This window comes from Streptomyces fildesensis (genome assembly GCF_016107395.1).
Taxonomy (GTDB): Bacteria; Actinomycetota; Actinomycetes; order Streptomycetales; family Streptomycetaceae; genus Actinacidiphila; species Actinacidiphila fildesensis.
Genome location: NZ_JAAIKO010000080.1, coordinates 1 through 14,708, shown reverse-complemented (window position 1 = coordinate 14,708; position 14,708 = coordinate 1). Strand labels below are relative to the sequence as shown.

Below are 14,708 nucleotides of genomic sequence, written 5' to 3'. Positions count from 1 at the left end.
CGTGAGCGTCTATCCGGACGGGCAGCCCCGGCCGGGCGTCTCGAACCTCAACTTCTCGCCGCAGCAGACCATCGCGAACCTCGTCGTGGTTCCGGTGATCAACGGAAAGATCGACTTCTACAACCTCGCCGGCAACGTCAACCTGCTGGCCGACCTCACCGGCTACTACTCCACCTCGACCACCGGCTCCCGCTTCAACAGCGCCGGTCCGACGCGGGTGCTCGACACGCGGTCGGGGCTGGGTGCGGCGAAGGCTCCGGTGGGTCCGGGGGCGAGCATCGCCCTGCAGGTCGCGGGCGTCGGTGCCGTGCCGGCCACCGGAGTCACGGCGGTCGTCCTGAACGTGACGGCGGTCGCGCCGACCTCCGGTGGCTTCGTGAGCGTCTATCCGGACGGGCAGCCCCGGCCGGGCGTCTCGAACCTCAACTTCGTGGCGAAGCAGACGATTCCGAACCTGGTCGTGGTTCCGGTGGTGAACGGGAAGGTCGACTTCTACAACCTCCTGGGCACCGTTGACCTGCTGGCCGACCTCACCGGCTACTACACCTCCACAGGATCGGTGTTCAACACCGCGGGACCCACCCGCGTGCTCGACACCCGCTCCGGCACCGGAGGCATCCACGCCCCCGTCGGCCCCGGCGGCACCATCACCCTGCAGATCGCCGGACGCGCGGGGCTGCCGGCCACGGGTGTGACGGCGGTGGTCCTGAACGTGACGGCGGTCGCGCCGACCTCCGGTGGCTTCGTGAGTGTCTATCCGGACGGGCAGCCGCGGCCGGGGGTTTCGAATCTCAACTTCGTGGCGAAGCAGACGATTCCGAACCTGGTCGTGGTTCCGGTGGTGAACGGGAAGGTCGACTTTTACAACCTCCTGGGCAATGTCCACCTGCTGGCCGACCTGACCGGCTACTACACCAGCTGACAAGGGGTACGGAAGGGCCCGGCCGCGACCAGCGGCCGGGCCCTTCAGCGTTCCCGGGCCGTGTTCGCGCCGGAGTGGGTCCGCGCGAAGCCACTGGTCTGCCACGTACCACCCTCGGACGTGACCGCGAAGGCCTCCGCTCCCGGCAGGTCCTCCAGCCACCCGCGGGCCCGGTCCGCGCCCATTGCGCAGGCGGCGGTGGCCCAGGCATCGGCGTCGGTCAGGCCGCGGGCGACCACCGTGACCGAGGCGAGGGCATCGGCCGGGGGTGCGCCGGTGTGCGGGTCGAGGATGTGGCAGCCGCGTTCGGCGGGGCCGGAGGTGGCCACGGCCAGTGTGTGCCGGGCCTCGACGACGGTCACCACGGCACCGGGCCGCAGCGGGTCCGCCACCCCCACCCGCCAGGGTCCGCCGTGCAGCTGCACATCGCCGCCGCCGTTGACGCAGACGGCGGGCGCACCCGCGGAGTGCAGCATCGCGGCCGCCCGCTCCACGGCCCACCCCTTGACGAGACCGGTCGGATCGATCCCTCCCGCGTACCGGGCGCTGAACCAGCCGCCGCTGAGCCACTCTGCGTCCGCACACAGCCGCAGCACCTCCCGTACCTCCGCCGAGCACTCGTCGGGGGTGAGCTCGCCGCGGGCCAGCCGGCTGACCTGGCTGCCGGTCCGGTAGGGCGAGAACTCCTCGTCCACGTGGTGCAGCCAGGCGGTGGCGGCGGCCAGCGCGGTACGGGTGCGCGGACCCGTGTCACCACGGACGTCGAACGAGAACACGGTGCCCATCACGTGCTCCACGTGCCGCAGCCGATCCGGGGTGTCAGCCACCGGATCTGTCCAACGCGCTCTGCAGGGAGCGGATGTACCCCTCGCTGGTGTACGTCGCGCCGGAGACGGTGTCGATGCCCGCGCTCTGGGCGTCGAGGGCCTCCTGGGTGAGCTGCGGAACGGAGAACTCGGCGACCTCCTGGTCCCGGCCGTTCTCGTCGGGTACCTGGAGCACGGTGACCGCGGTGATCTTCGACCCGGTCAGGGTGATCCGCACCTGTACCGGCCCGAACCGCGTCTGGATGGTGTCCCCGTCGACGGTCCGGACCCCGCCGGACGTCGAACCCGCCGACGCCGACGGGGCGGACCCTGCCGCTGTGGGGGAGGGTCCCTGGTTCGGGTTCTGTTGCGCCACCGACTGGTGTTGCGCGTGCGGTTTCAGCGACAGCAGGAGGACGACGCCGGTCACGGTGGCTGCCGCGCTCAGCACGATGCGGCGCAGGGGATGGGTTCGCATGGCGCTCACAGCTCGAAGGATTCGTGGTGGATGCGGCCGGCGGGCACACCGGCCGCGCGCAGTGCGTCGTACGACTCCTGCGCCATGCCTTCCGGCCCGCACAGGTACACGTCGTGCTGTGCGATGTCGGGCAGTATCGTCCGCAGGCCGGTGACGGTGATCGCGGCGCGGGTGCCGTCGGCCGCGTTGACGGCGTAGTACAGGCGGGCTCCGCGGGACTGCGCTATCGACTCCAGCTCCGACCGCAGGGCCAGGTCCCCTGGTGTGCGGGCCCGGTACAGCAGGGTCAGCTCGCCGGGGCGGGCGGGGAGCGTCTCGAACAGCGCGCGCAGCGGGGTGACACCCACCCCGCCGGCGAGCAGCAGCACCTTGGAACGGGTCCGGCGGGCGGAGGTCAGCGCCCCGTACGGGCCCTCCGCCCAGACCCGGGTGCCGGGCCGGAGCAGGGCCAGCGCCGCGCTGTGGGCACCGGCGGCCTTGACGGTGATGCGCAGCTGGTCCGGGCGGGGGGCGGCCGACAGCGAGTACGGACTGGAGGTCCACCACAGTCCGCCGGTGAGGAACCGCCAGCGCAGGAACTGGCCCGGCTCGGCGCGCAGTCCGTCCAGCCGGCGCCCCTGGATCAGGACGGAGACGACGCCGGGCGCCTCGCGTACGACCGCCGCGACCCGCAGCCGGTGCCGCACGTTCAACCGGACGGGGACGAGAACGCGGAACCACACCACCAGCGCAGCGACCCCGAGGTACAGCGCGTACCAGGCGTTCCGGGCCGCCGCGTTCCCGGCGAAATCGGCGCCGAGGGCGAGTTGGTGGCCGAAGGCGAGGAAGAGCGCGAGATAGGTCATGACGTGCAGGTAGTACCAGGTCTCGTAGCTGACCCGGCGGCGTACGGCACGCGCGGAGAAGACGCCGACGGCGACGAGGATCAGCGCACCCGCCGTCCCCTTGAGCATCTCCGGATAGTCCAGCACCACGGTCGTGGTCTCCCGCACCACGCTCGTGCGGGCCTGCAGCGCGTAGCCCCAGATGATCAGGACGATGTGGGCCAGCAGCAGACAGACGGTGTAGCGGCCGGCCATCGCGTGCCAGCGGGCCACCCGGTCGCTGCCCACCCCGCGTTCCAGGGCGGGCACCCTGGCCATGAGGGCGACCAGGACGGCGCAGCCGTAGCCGGTGAGGAGGCCGGCGATCCGGCCCGCGCCGATCAGCCAGCCTGCCGGCCCGACGACCGAGGCGGTGTCCAGCCACCACAGCGCCAGCACCGTGACCGCACCCGCCCCGACCAGGGAAAGGATGAAGCGGGCCGGTGAGCGGCGGCCGCGCGGCGCGGGTGGCCCGGGCGGCGCGGACCGGCGCCGGGCCGCCCGGTGGCCGTAGGTGGTCGCCACGATGTCCCCTTTCGTCGGCTGACGGCCCACTGTGCCGCCGCAACCTCTGAATCAGCTCTGAACCGGAGGCCCGGGGCGGGTCTCATGGGAAACTCAGAGGTTGGGGCGGCATGCTGGACGGACCATGGACATCCCTCCCGCCGCACCCCCGCTGCCCTCCCTGACCCGCCCGGACGGCACCCCGGTCCGGGTCCTCGTCGTGGACGACGAGCCGGACCTGCTCGAGGTCCTCGCCGGGGTCCTGCACTACGAGGGCTGGCAGGTGCGGACCGCCGCCGACGGGGCCTCGGCGCTCACCGCGGCCCGGGACTTCCAGCCCGACGCCGTCGTCCTCGACATCATGCTGCCGGACTTCGACGGGCTGTCCGTGCTGCGCGGACTGCGGGACCGGCAGCCCGGGATCTGTGTGCTGTTCCTGACCGCGCGCGATGCCGTCGAGGACCGGATCGCCGGCCTCACCGCGGGCGGCGACGACTACGTCACCAAACCGTTCAGCCTCGAAGAGGTACTGGCCCGGCTGCGCGGGCTGCTGCGCCGCGCGGGCATGACCCGGCGGCGGCCCGAGGGCGCGCTGCTGAGCGTCGGCGACCTGGTCATGGACGAGGAGGCGCGGGAGGTGACCCGGGACGGGCAGACCGTCGAGCTGTCGCCGACCGAGTTCGAGCTGCTGCGGTATCTGCTGCGCAACCCCCGCCGGGTGCTGAGCAAGGCGCAGATCCTGGACCACGTCTGGTCGTACGACTTCGGCGGCCAGGCCCACATCGTGGAGCTCTACATCAGCTATCTGCGCAAGAAGATCGACGTCGGACGCGTTCCGATGATCCACACGGTGCGGGGCGCCGGATACGTCCTCAAGCCGGGCACCCCGTGATCCGCCCGCACTCGCTGCGCGCCCGGCTGACCTGCGGGCTGGTGGTGCTGCTCGCGGTCAGCTGCGCCGCCGTCGGCGTCGCGGCGGTGCTCGCGCTGCGGGGCTTTCTCACCGAGCGCCTCGACCAGCAGCTCAGCGACGCGGGCGGCCAGTTCCCGGCGAGCCTGGAGCACGCGGGGGAGCACGGCGAACCCGACGCGGACAACCACGCCGACACCCGCCGCCAGTCGCCCGGCACCTTCGGCGCCCGGCTGCTCGCGGGAGTGGTCACCGACGCCGCTGTGGTGCGCTCCGGCACCGACACCACGGTGGAGCTCAACGCGGCCGACAAGGCGGAACTGGCGGCCGTTCCGGTCGACGGCCATGCCCACGACATCAGGCTGTCGGCCCTGCACCGCTACCGGGTCAGGGCCCTGGCCGGCGACGACCAGGACGTGCTCATCACCGGTCTGCCCCTGCACGGCGTCGAGGAGACCGTGCACCGGCTCGAACTGGTCGAGGCGGCCGTCTTCGGCGGCGCCCTGGTGGTGACCGGTGTGGCCGGGGCGCTGTGGGTGCGCTGGTCGCTGCGGCCGTTGCGCAGGGTCGCCGCGACCGCCACGGCCGTGACGCGGCTGCCGCTGGACAGCGGCGAGGTCGCCCTGCCGCTGCGGGTCCCGGACGCGGATCCGCGCAGCGAGGCGGGACAGGTGGCCACCGCCTTCAACCTCATGCTCGGCCATGTCGGCGACGCCCTGTCCAAGCGGCACACGAGCGAGGAACGGCTGCGCCGGTTCGCGGCCGACGCCAGCCATGAACTGCGCACCCCCGTCGCGTCGGTGCGCGGCCACGCGGAACTGGCGCTGCGCCACCCGGGCCCGGTGCCGGCCGAGGTACGGCGGTCGCTGGAGCGGGTGGCCGCGGAGTCCGCGCGGATGGGCGTGATGGTCGACGACCTGCTGCTGCTCGCCCGGCTGGACGCCGGCCGGCCGCTGGAGCGCCGGCCGGTGGACCTGACGCGGCTGGTGCTGGACGCGGTGGACGACGCACGGGCCGCCGGCCCCGGTCACCGCTGGGTGCTCGATCTGCCGGAGGAGCCCGTCACCGTCCCCGGCGACGCCCACCGGCTGCAGCAGGTGGTGGCGAACCTGCTGGCCAACGCCCGCATCCACACCCCGGACGGGACCGAGGTCGCGGTGCGGCTGCGGACCGTACCGTCAGGCGATGGGACGGTCGAGGTGAGAGTCGCGGACAACGGCCCGGGGGTGCCGGAGGCGGTGCGCGCGACGCTCTTCGAACGTTTCGCGCGGGCCGACCGGCGGCGCCCCGGCGCGGGCAGCGGTGCGGGCCTGGGCCTGGCCATCGTCGCCGCCGTGGTCGAGGCGCACGACGGCACGGTCACCGCCCGCAGCCGGCCGGGCCGGAGCGAGTTCACGGTGCGGCTGCCGCTCGGTGACGGCGCCGGCGGCGCCAAGGAGGAGCCGGAGGTGGGTGCGGGGCCGTGGTAGTGCGCGGCCCCGCGGTCGGCTCAGGGCCAGTCCTGGGCCATCGAGCGGTCTTCCCGCGCGATGGACTTGCACAACTGCCGTACGAGCGTGTGCGGGCCGACGTGCTTGGTGGCCAGTTCCAGTGCCCGCTCGATCGCGAAGTCGAACGGATCGCGGCGGATCTCCTCCCGGCGTTGCGGATCCGCGGCCGCGGTGGCGAAGAGCGACTTGACGGACTTGCCCTCGCGGGCGGACCAGGCGTTGAGCAGCCCGATGGTGTAACTCCGGGCGGAGTCGTTCGGGCCGGTCCCGTCGTCCGGGAGCGCGGTCCGTTCCTGGCCCTCCGCCCGATGGATCCGCATGAGGAAGGTCACCGCGACCTTGGTCAGGGTGAACAGGGTGTCGTCGTCGAGTTCGAGCAGCAGGTCGACCCTGCCGCGGGCCATGGCACTCTCGCCGGGAGCGGCTTCGGCGACGGCGGCCTGGAGCAGTACATCGCCCCGCTGAAGGGCATTCATGTCGAGCACGGAGATCGTTGGGTGTGGGGCCGGGGGACTCGCGGGATTACCGCGCGAGGCGGGCCGTCCAGGTCTGTCACCGGTGACTCGCGCGGTGCTGGAATCCGTCTCGGGAGGCGCCGGGCCACCCCTCAAGTTCCGCTGGAGGACCGCCGGAACACTCGTCGGAGGGATCGGTTTACGGCCAAGATCGGAAGAGGCTGATCGACTTCCGGGTGTACATGTTCGATATTTTGGAACACTTGGATTCGATGTGGTGAATCAATTGAATTGAAGATACACCTGACATTATTATTGCCTTCAACTTCGTTGTAATCATCACTGCTGGTCGTCGGGGGACTCCATGCTTGACTTACGTGCGCACCTCCGTCCCGCCGTGAGTCACCGCGACAGCAACCGCAAGCGGATCATCCTCGCCATCATGATCAAACCGGATACGCAGGCCGGTATTGCGCGTCGCACGATCCTGTCCCAGGCCACGGTCTCCACCGCCGTGCGCGACCTGGAGAAGGACGGCATCGTCCGGATGGAGCGCAACTCGGCCGCCCAGGGCAAGGGGGGCCGCGGAGTCCGGGTCTGCCTGCAGGGCGCGGTCAATGTCGCCGTCGGGGTCGACCTGGGCTTCAACCACGTCACCGTGATCGCCCGGCGGGTCGACGAGCAGTACGACCGGGTCAAGGTGCAGCAGAGCACCGACGGGGCCAACCGCGGCCTCGCGCACGTGATTCCGCTCGTCAAGGGGATGATCGAGGAAGCGGTGGCGGAGACGGGCCGCACGTCGGACGACATCATCTCCGTGGGCATCGCCGTGCCCCGGATGATCGATCCCCGGAGCGGGACGTTCGCCGCCCCGGTGCTGCCTCCCTGGAGTGGTGAGGGGGGCGACCCGGCGATAGAGCTGGCCAGGGCGCTCGGGGTCCGTGTGGTGATGGACAACGACGCCAACCTCGGCGCTCTCGCGGAGCAGACCTACGGCGGGAGCGACCACCTGGAGACCGTCGTCTACGTGAAGGCGTCGACCGGGATCGGCTCCGGTCTCATCGTCGGCGGCAACCTGCTGCGGGGCCGCAGCGGTATCGCCGGCGAGCTCGGCCATCTGACCATGGATCCGCACGGGGTGATCTGTCAGTGCGGCGGCCGCGGTTGCCTGGAGACCATCATCGGCGCCGAGTACCTCATCGACCAGGTCAGGAAGTCGCAGTTGGGGAACTCGGCGGACCTGCCCGGCTCCCTCGCGGCGCTCATCGCCAAGGCACATGCCAACGACGCCGTGTGCGTGCGTGCCCTGCAGGACGCGGGGCGGCTGCTCGGCAGGGCGCTCGCGCAACTCTGCAATCTCTTCAACCCCGACGTCATCGTGCTCGGCGGCCAGCTCGCCGCGGCCAAGGATCTGGTCCTGAAGCCCTGCAGGGAGGCCCTGGAGCGGTTCGCGCTGTCGGGCGCCGTGGACCCGTCGACCGACTTCGAGCTGCGGCTCAGCAACCTGAAGCAGCGGGCCGAGGCGCTGGGCGCGCTGGTCCTCGGGCTCAGCTCGATCCTCTCGGACGAGGAGATCGAGAAGAGCTGACAGGCGGGTTCGATTTGAAGTCGGAACGGGAAATCCGTCGGCCGGCCGGTTCAATTAATTGAGCCCATGTCATCGACTCGCGATCCGTACCGTTTCCCGCGCTATTCGGCACCGAAGGCCGTGCCGTTCCTGACGTGGCACTCCTCGACTGGATGTGCGACAAGCCGCGTGCAGCGTTGGCGGAATCAGGCAACTGATGATGCATCAGTCCAGGTAGAGTTTCATCTTGCCGTACGGTGTTCCCCGACGTCCAACGGTCCGGGGCTACGCGGCGAACTGATGACTGCCGACCCATTGTGGAGACATGATGTCTTTCCTTTCGCGGAACGAGTGTTCCGATGACCTCTGTGTCCAGTGCGGACCGGGTTCTCCGAGGTCAGCCGAGGACAGCGGGCCCGCAGTCTACGAGGCCCCGCTCCTCGCCGATCTTGGCCATGTACGGGAACTGACCCTGGGGAGTTCCTCCAGCGGCAATGCGGACGCCAACTCACAGTATTATTGGTAGGGCCCGGTGAAATCGCAGCACATTCCGACCCGGGACGCGCGATGACCCTGCTGACCCGTTTGCCCGCACAGTGTGCGCCGTACGTGGCCGGCACATTTCCCGTACCCGCCGCCGTCCCGCAATCCGTGGACGCGGACTTCCCGGCGCACGGGATGAGCAGGGTCTGGCCGGGGCTGTCCTCCCTGTGGTCCTGGGGCCGGTGGCGATCGGGCGAGTTACGAGGGGTGACCTACAAGGGGGCCGGCCTCGTCACGTTGGGGCAGTGTTTCGCCGACGACCGACAGCTCACGGCGGGACTCGTCCAGGCGGTGGAGAGCGACCGGTGGGAAGCCCTCATCCGGTGGCCCGGCAGCTACCTCGTCATCATGGCGCGGGACGACGGACTCCTCGCGTTCACCGATCTGGCCGGCCAATTCCCCCTGTACTACTGCCCCGTACCCGGGCGGGTGGCCTTCGGCTCCCGACCCGCCATCGCGGCAGCGGCGGCGGGAATCCCCGCACGGCCCGACCGCGCCACCCTGGCGGCCCAGATCCTGTGCCCCACCGCCGACCCCCTGTTCGGGGAGCGCTCCGTCCTCGACGGTGTACACCGGCTCGGTGGCGGCCAGGCGCTGCGGATCGACGCCGCGGGACATCCGGAGACATGGACCTACGATCCGCTGATCCCTGACCGCCACGTGTCGCTCGCGGACGGCGCCGAAGCGCTGAGGGCGGCACTGACGGCCGCGGTCGGCGCACGCGTGGATCTGGGGGAGCGGCTGACCGCGGATTTCAGCGGCGGTCTGGACTCCACCTCCCTCGCCTTCCTCGCCGCACACCGGACGCGTACTCCGCTCCCCGTCTTCGTCTATCACCACCCGGACGCCCCCGCCGGCGATCTCGAGCATGCCGAGCGGTTCGCCCGGCTCGACGGGCGGCTGGAGCTGACCGTTCTTCCCGGCTCCCGGCAGACCCTCACCTACCACGGGCTGGATCAGGTGCGCCCGGCCGGCCAGCCCGAGGCGGCCGCGGTGAACAGCGCCCGGCTCCGGGTCCGGCTCGCGGGCATCGCCGCAGGAGGCAGCGCGATCCACCTCGGTGGCGAGGGCGGCGACGCCCTCCTCGTACCGGCCGCCGGCTATCTGGCGGACCTCGCACGCCAGGGCGGACCGCGCACCTTCGGGCGGCACTGCCGCGATGTGGCGAAAGCCCGCCGCGAAGCGCCCACGGCGGTGGCCGCCCGCGCGCTGCGCCTGTCACGAACCTCTCCGGCCGGAGCGCTGCAACGGCTGGCCGACCGACTGGAACGGCCGGCGGAGGGAATCCCGCAGTGGCTGGACACCATCGCCTGGTGGCCGGACCCGGGATCCGAGGCCGGCTGGCTGACCGGGGCCATGCGGGGCGAGCTGGCCGAGCTGGCCAGAAGCCGCGCACGGACCGAGACGGTGACACCGGGCGTCGGAGTGGGCGACCGGACGGCTCTCACCGAACTCCGTATCGCGGCCACCGTCCAACAGCAACTGTCGGACACGGCGCGTGAGTTCGAGGTGTGGCCGCACGCCCCGTTCCTCGACAACGACGTGGTCAGGGCGTGCACGGGACTGCCGTCGTACCACCGGGCCGACCCCCGCGCTGTCAAGCCACTGCTCGGAGCCGCGCTGGCCGGTCTGGTGCCGGAGCCCGTGCTGACGAGGCGCGGCAAGGGGAACTACACGGCCGAGGACTACCAGGGCGCGCGGCTGCACGCGAAGGAGATCAGATCGCTGCTCACCGGCTCGCGGCTGGCGGACCTCGGGATCATCGACCAGGGGGCCGTGATCGGCTCGCTCGACCGGGTGTTGATGGGGATCCGGGCGCCGCTGCCCGCGCTGAACCGGCTGCTGAGTGCCGAACTGTGGCTACGGGGTCTGGACCGACGCCCCCTGCGGACCGACCCACCTTCCTGAGGAGATGGCACCCATGCCGGACCTGTACATTCCCGCGCACATCCATGACAGCGTCTCCCCGCACGGCGGCAGCGTTCTGCTGAACGCGCACTCGGGGCAGTGGTACGCGCTGAACTCCACCGCGCACACGCTCTGGCAGGAGTGGCAGCGCACCGGCGACTTCGATTCCGCCGTCGACGCCATGGCACACCGCTACCCACGGGAGCGGCGCACCCAGGTCCGGTCGGACGCGGAGGAGCTGGCCGCCGGGCTGGCCGCGCGTGGGCTGGTGGTGTCCGGGGAGCCGGGCGAGCGACCGGGTCCGGGCGAGTGGCCGGGTCCGGGGGAGCGGGCCGAGAAGTTCCCGGTCGCACGCACCGCACCGCGGCGACCGTCCCATCGGGGGCTTCCCCAACTGGCGTTCGCCATCGCGCTGCTGCTGCTACGACTCCCGTTCCGGCTGACCGTCGCGTTGGTCGGGGCACGGCAGCGATGGTGCCGGGCGGCCGCCACCGAGGAGCAGGCGCTGTGGGCGGTGATCGCGGTCGAGGCCGTGGCACGCCGATTCCCCGGACGGGCCGCCTGCCTCGAACTCTCCCTGAGCGCCGTCGTGGCGATGGCGCTGCTGGGCCGGCGGCTCGATTGGTGTATCGGGACGGTCGACGATCCCTATCGGTTCCATGCCTGGGCCGAGGTCGATGAACTTCCCGTCACGCACCCCTCCGATTCTGAGAGCGCTCTTTTCCGGCGCGTCCTTTCCATTTGACCGGCACGAACGTTTCTTTGTGCCTGCCGTCCTTTAGCTGGATGGCAATGGCGGGAAAAGGTGTCGCCCGGGCGGTCGGCGGGCACAGCCGGCCGAGCGGGCCCAGGACATGACGAAAGGGCCGGCCGCCGGTGGGCGACCGAGCCCCTCCAAAGGACTGCGGATGCTGCTGTACTGCGGATACTTCAGGGACGGCGAGCGAGGGCGTCAAACATCGACGTCTCGCCGTGCCCGAAGAGAACCAGGACAACGATCACGATGATGGTGATCGCCGCCCGGACGTGGACCCAGCGCACGGGTGATACGCACTGGGCGATTACTCGGATGTTGAGCTCCATTGGACTGCCTCCTCCCAGGGGTGTTTCAGGCCTTCCGGTTGACTCCTTCAGTCTGTGGCAGGGTTACGCGATGGGGCAACAGGCGTTTATACGGCCTGATGTGAAGCCTGGAGGGAGACGTCGTCCGGCTGTGTCGAACCCTTTATGAATGACCGGTATTCGAAATGCAGGGACGCATGGATCGTCAAGGCGTGTCCGCCCTCAATTCGAAGCCCGGGGGCGCGGTGTCACCCGCCGCCGGGGGCGTGGGTTCGTCACCCGGTGAGCTCTGGTGGCGGGATCCCCGAGAACGAGGGTTCGCGTCCGCGGGCCATGGAACTGCCCGTCGTACGGCGAGAATTGAAGACCGGCGGGAGACGCGGACGGCGGCCCGGCAAAAATTCGACCGCTGCACCGACCAGGGCCGCACCCGGGTCGGGCTCTCGCTCGCGGGAAAAGCCGCCCGGTATGGATTCGGCAAAATCTCGACGAGGAAAGCGGTGCAAGGGTCCCGGCAACCCCAACTGCCGCAGTGGTGCCATGGTGTGACGTGATCTCAGGCCTGGTCGAGACGGTCGCGCTGGGACGGGGTGAGGTCGAGGTCCGGTGCGTCGAGGGATTCGTCGAGCTGGGCGGTGGAACTGGCGCCGATGATGGGGATGATCGGCAGCTCGCCGCCGAGCAGCCAGGCGAGGACGACCTGCCCGGCCGTGGCCCCGGTTTCCGCGGCGACCTCGCGCACCGCGGTGAGCTGGGCGGCGGCGCCGGGGTGGTCGAACTGCTCGGGCACGGACTTGGCGGGGTCGGTGTAGGCGCCGGAGAGCAGCGGGGTGTACGCGAGGAGCGTCAGGTCGGGTTCGGCGCGGACGTAGTCGAGCAGTTCGGGGGTGACGTGCTCCTTCGTTCCGAAGGCCGCGCCGGGCTTGGGGCGCAGATAGGTGTACTGCTGCTGGATGCAGGAGTATCCGGCCAGGCCGTGTTCGCGTGCGAGGGTCCGGGCGCGTTCGATGCGCCAGGTGACCTGGTTGCTGACGCCCAGGATGCCGACGGTCCCCTCGGCGACCAGTTCACCGAATGCTCCGACGGTCTCGGCCAGTGGCGTCGCGCGGTCCTCGATGTGGCCGTAGAGCACGTCGACGCGGTCGGTGCCCAGTCGGCGCAGACTGCCTTCGACGCCACCACGGATGGCCTTCGCCGAGAGCCCCTCGGCGTTGCCCGGCCAGTCGCCGGGACCTGTCGGTTGGGCGCCGACCTTGGTGGCGAGCACGATCCGGTCCCGGTTGCCGCGCGCGGTCATCCACCGGCCGACCAGCTCTTCGCTCTCACCGCCGCGCCCGCCGTCCTCCCAGAACGAGTAGCAGTTGGCTGTGTCGACGAAGGTGCCGCCGCGCTCCACGAAACGGTCCAGGATCGCGAAGGCCGTGGCCTCGTCGACATGGGTTCCGAAGGGCATGGCGCCCAGGCACAGGGTGCTGACACCGGGGCCGGGAGTGGCGTCGGGACGGCGGCCCAGAGTACGAAAACGCATGAGTGCTCCGCAGGGGTGCGAGGAAGTGGGGGAACGTCGCGAACCCTGTCACTTGGAGCGCGCTTGAGGTCAAGCCCTCAACCCGACCGCCACCGACCGCACATCCCCGACCGCCCACCGGCACACCGGATCCGCCCGGCCGCGCGTCCCCCGCGACGGCCGGGCGATCCGGGACGTTGAAGACACGGCCTACGAGCTGCGGCAGAGCATGCCCATACCGGTCGTCCGTATGACGCTCATCCGCCAGGCGTCGAACGTCACGGACTCGCCCGGCAGGATCAGCAGCCCGTCGTCCCCGTCCTGCCACGTCTCGCCGATCCGGCGCACCTGGACCGCAGGACCGCCGACTCCGGCCATGAACATGGTCGGGTCGATCTCCCAACCCCGCGCGTCGAGCCAGGCCTCGAACGCGGCGGTGTCCTCCGCGTCCGCCCCCCGTGGCCATAGGAATTCCGTCATGCTGTCCCCATCCCCCGTACATCCCCCGTAGCGCTCGTGGACCGAGCACACTGATCCTGCCAGGCGGCACTGACAAGTCGCTAAATTTTGGGTATACGCGGACGGTGACCCCCGACACCCCGACCCTGCCCCGGATGACGTGATCGGCGTCCGGGGAGGCGTCGAGGTCGCCCTCATGGATCCACAGCCGGCCGCCGAACCGGTCGGCGTACCGCCGGCCGTGTGCCGCGTGGTCGCGGTGGGTCAGCAGCACATCGGTGACGGGGCCCCGCGCCTCGTACCGCGCGGCCGGCCCGCTGTTCCAGCGCGGGGTGTCGACCATCATCAGTTGCCCGGACGGGCGTTGCAGGAGATACGCGTCGGCTCCCGCGGTGTGCGAGGAGCTGTGCCCGCACAGATGGACGTCGTCGGTCAGCCGCAGGGGGAAGGGGTCGGCCGCCGGGTCCAGGGTGCGGGACGGGTGGCGGATCGACCGGGTGTGACGGGCGAAGGCGGCGGTGGCCAGCCGACGGGGGCGGCGAGCCGTCGTGCGCCGGCCGCTTCCCCGGGACCCCGGCGGCCGCTCCGACCCGTTGACAGTGCCCTCGGCTAGGTTCGGAGACGCACCCGACCTCACGATGGAGATGTTCATGCGCACCCTGGAACCGCAGGCCGGCGGGCCCACCGCCGGCGACGCCGAAACCGGAGATCAGGGATGAGCACCGGCCCTGGGACGAGCACCGGTCCCGAGCCGTGGACCTCGTCCGCCGGGCCGCTCCACAGCGATCTGCTCGCGGCGAAGACATGGGTGTACGACGTCAACGGGTTCGTCTGCTCCCGGCCGGTACCCGAGCCGGAGAGTGCCGACTACGGTGCGCACGAGTTCACGCTGGACGGCGCCTCCGTGCGGTTCCGGGTGGCCAGGACAACCCCGACGAAGATCGGGCAGTTCGTCACCGTGTGGAAGCGGTCCCCGGAGGGGCCCATCCAGCCGTTCGACTCCACGGACGCGGCCGACCTCCTCGTGGTCAGTTCCCGCGAGGATCAGCACTTCGGGCAGTTCGTGTTTCCGAGGGAAGTGCTCGGCGAACGGGACGTCGTCTCCAGGAACGGCGTGGGCGGGAAACGGGCTTTCCGCGTCTACCCGCCCTGGGCCACCGCGGTCAACCGCCAGGCCCGCGCTAGTGTCCTGCGCCAGTAGTTGATCGTTAGATGCTGTGTGACTTCTACTGCT

At 70.8% G+C, this 14,708-nt stretch carries 14 protein-coding genes and 2 pseudogenes; 8 read left to right on the top strand and 8 right to left on the bottom strand.

What is annotated here, in order from left to right; genetic code table 11:
• A pseudogene (locus tag C6N31_RS44780) lies at nt 1-922 on the top strand (PKD domain-containing protein); the annotation flags it as partial.
• 44 nt (nt 923-966) lie between these two features.
• On the opposite strand, the gene C6N31_RS41145 reads toward C6N31_RS44780, so the two are convergent.
• Genes C6N31_RS41145 through C6N31_RS41135 form a run of 3 tightly spaced genes read right to left on the bottom strand, consistent with a single transcriptional unit; the run spans nt 967 to nt 3,594 of the window.
• Nucleotides 967-1,707, bottom strand: coding sequence for an FAD:protein FMN transferase (locus C6N31_RS41145; protein WP_164292899.1), 741 nt, complete (start codon nt 1,705-1,707; stop codon nt 967-969).
• 34 nt (nt 1,708-1,741) lie between these two features.
• On the bottom strand, nt 1,742-2,206 hold the full coding sequence (locus tag C6N31_RS41140; protein WP_138351597.1) for an FMN-binding protein: 465 nt from the start codon (nt 2,204-2,206) through the stop codon (nt 1,742-1,744).
• Nucleotides 2,207-2,211: 5 nt separating this feature from the next.
• Nucleotides 2,212-3,594 (bottom strand): ferredoxin reductase family protein, encoded by a 1,383-nt coding sequence (locus tag C6N31_RS41135; protein ID WP_138351379.1) that lies wholly within the window; start codon nt 3,592-3,594, stop codon nt 2,212-2,214.
• Nucleotides 3,595-3,718: 124 nt separating this feature from the next.
• Here C6N31_RS41135 and C6N31_RS41130 point away from each other — a divergent pair, with 124 nt between their 5' ends.
• Both C6N31_RS41130 and C6N31_RS41125 read left to right on the top strand, forming a co-directional pair.
• Nucleotides 3,719-4,465, top strand: coding sequence for a response regulator transcription factor (locus C6N31_RS41130; protein ID WP_138351380.1), 747 nt, complete (start codon nt 3,719-3,721; stop codon nt 4,463-4,465).
• A complete protein-coding gene (locus tag C6N31_RS41125; protein WP_244808974.1) occupies nt 4,462-5,952 on the top strand; it encodes a sensor histidine kinase in 1,491 nt (496 codons plus the stop codon). Before C6N31_RS41130 ends, C6N31_RS41125 begins: the two co-directional genes overlap by 4 nt.
• Nucleotides 5,953-5,972: 20 nt before the next feature.
• Here C6N31_RS41125 and C6N31_RS41120 read toward each other — a convergent pair whose 3' ends face one another.
• Nucleotides 5,973-6,449: a hypothetical protein gene (locus tag C6N31_RS41120; RefSeq protein ID WP_138351381.1), complete on the bottom strand. Its 477-nt coding sequence runs from the start codon at nt 6,447-6,449 to the stop codon at nt 5,973-5,975.
• A 376-nt stretch (nt 6,450-6,825) separates the two neighbouring features.
• Here C6N31_RS41120 and C6N31_RS41115 point away from each other — a divergent pair, with 376 nt between their 5' ends.
• The 4 genes from C6N31_RS41115 (at nt 6,826) to C6N31_RS41100 (ending at nt 11,191) form a co-directional block, all read left to right on the top strand.
• Nucleotides 6,826-8,016 (top strand): ROK family transcriptional regulator, encoded by a 1,191-nt coding sequence (locus C6N31_RS41115; RefSeq protein ID WP_198359529.1) that lies wholly within the window; start codon nt 6,826-6,828, stop codon nt 8,014-8,016.
• Nucleotides 8,017-8,320: 304 nt separating this feature from the next.
• Nucleotides 8,321-8,521 carry a lasso RiPP family leader peptide-containing protein gene (locus C6N31_RS46305; protein ID WP_198359528.1) on the top strand — a complete coding sequence of 67 codons (201 nt, stop codon included), beginning with the start codon at nt 8,321-8,323 and terminating at the stop codon, nt 8,519-8,521.
• A 41-nt stretch (nt 8,522-8,562) separates the two neighbouring features.
• Entirely contained in the window at nt 8,563-10,446 is a 1,884-nt protein-coding gene (locus tag C6N31_RS41105; protein ID WP_138351383.1) for an albusnodin/ikarugamycin family macrolactam cyclase, read from the top strand.
• Between the two features lie 13 nt (nt 10,447-10,459).
• The gene (locus tag C6N31_RS41100) at nt 10,460-11,191 is read left to right on the top strand and encodes a lasso peptide biosynthesis B2 protein (protein WP_187144734.1); all 732 of its coding nucleotides are present in this window, start codon (nt 10,460-10,462) and stop codon (nt 11,189-11,191) included.
• 185 nt (nt 11,192-11,376) lie between these two features.
• On the opposite strand, the gene C6N31_RS41095 is transcribed toward C6N31_RS41100, so the two are convergent.
• From C6N31_RS41095 to C6N31_RS44775, 4 genes and pseudogenes are all read right to left on the bottom strand, one after another.
• The gene (locus C6N31_RS41095; protein WP_164292695.1) at nt 11,377-11,529 is read right to left on the bottom strand and encodes a hypothetical protein; all 153 of its coding nucleotides are present in this window, start codon (nt 11,527-11,529) and stop codon (nt 11,377-11,379) included.
• Between the two features lie 535 nt (nt 11,530-12,064).
• Nucleotides 12,065-13,036 (bottom strand): aldo/keto reductase, encoded by a 972-nt coding sequence (locus C6N31_RS41090; protein WP_138351385.1) that lies wholly within the window; start codon nt 13,034-13,036, stop codon nt 12,065-12,067.
• Between the two features lie 189 nt (nt 13,037-13,225).
• Nucleotides 13,226-13,495: a hypothetical protein gene (locus tag C6N31_RS41085; protein ID WP_187144733.1), complete on the bottom strand. Its 270-nt coding sequence runs from the start codon at nt 13,493-13,495 to the stop codon at nt 13,226-13,228.
• Between the two features lie 127 nt (nt 13,496-13,622).
• A pseudogene (locus C6N31_RS44775) lies at nt 13,623-14,126 on the bottom strand (MBL fold metallo-hydrolase); the annotation flags it as partial.
• A 63-nt stretch (nt 14,127-14,189) separates the two neighbouring features.
• Here C6N31_RS44775 and C6N31_RS41080 point away from each other — a divergent pair.
• Nucleotides 14,190-14,675 (top strand): MepB family protein, encoded by a 486-nt coding sequence (locus C6N31_RS41080; RefSeq protein ID WP_198359527.1) that lies wholly within the window; start codon nt 14,190-14,192, stop codon nt 14,673-14,675.
• Nucleotides 14,676-14,708: the final 33 nt, after the last annotated feature.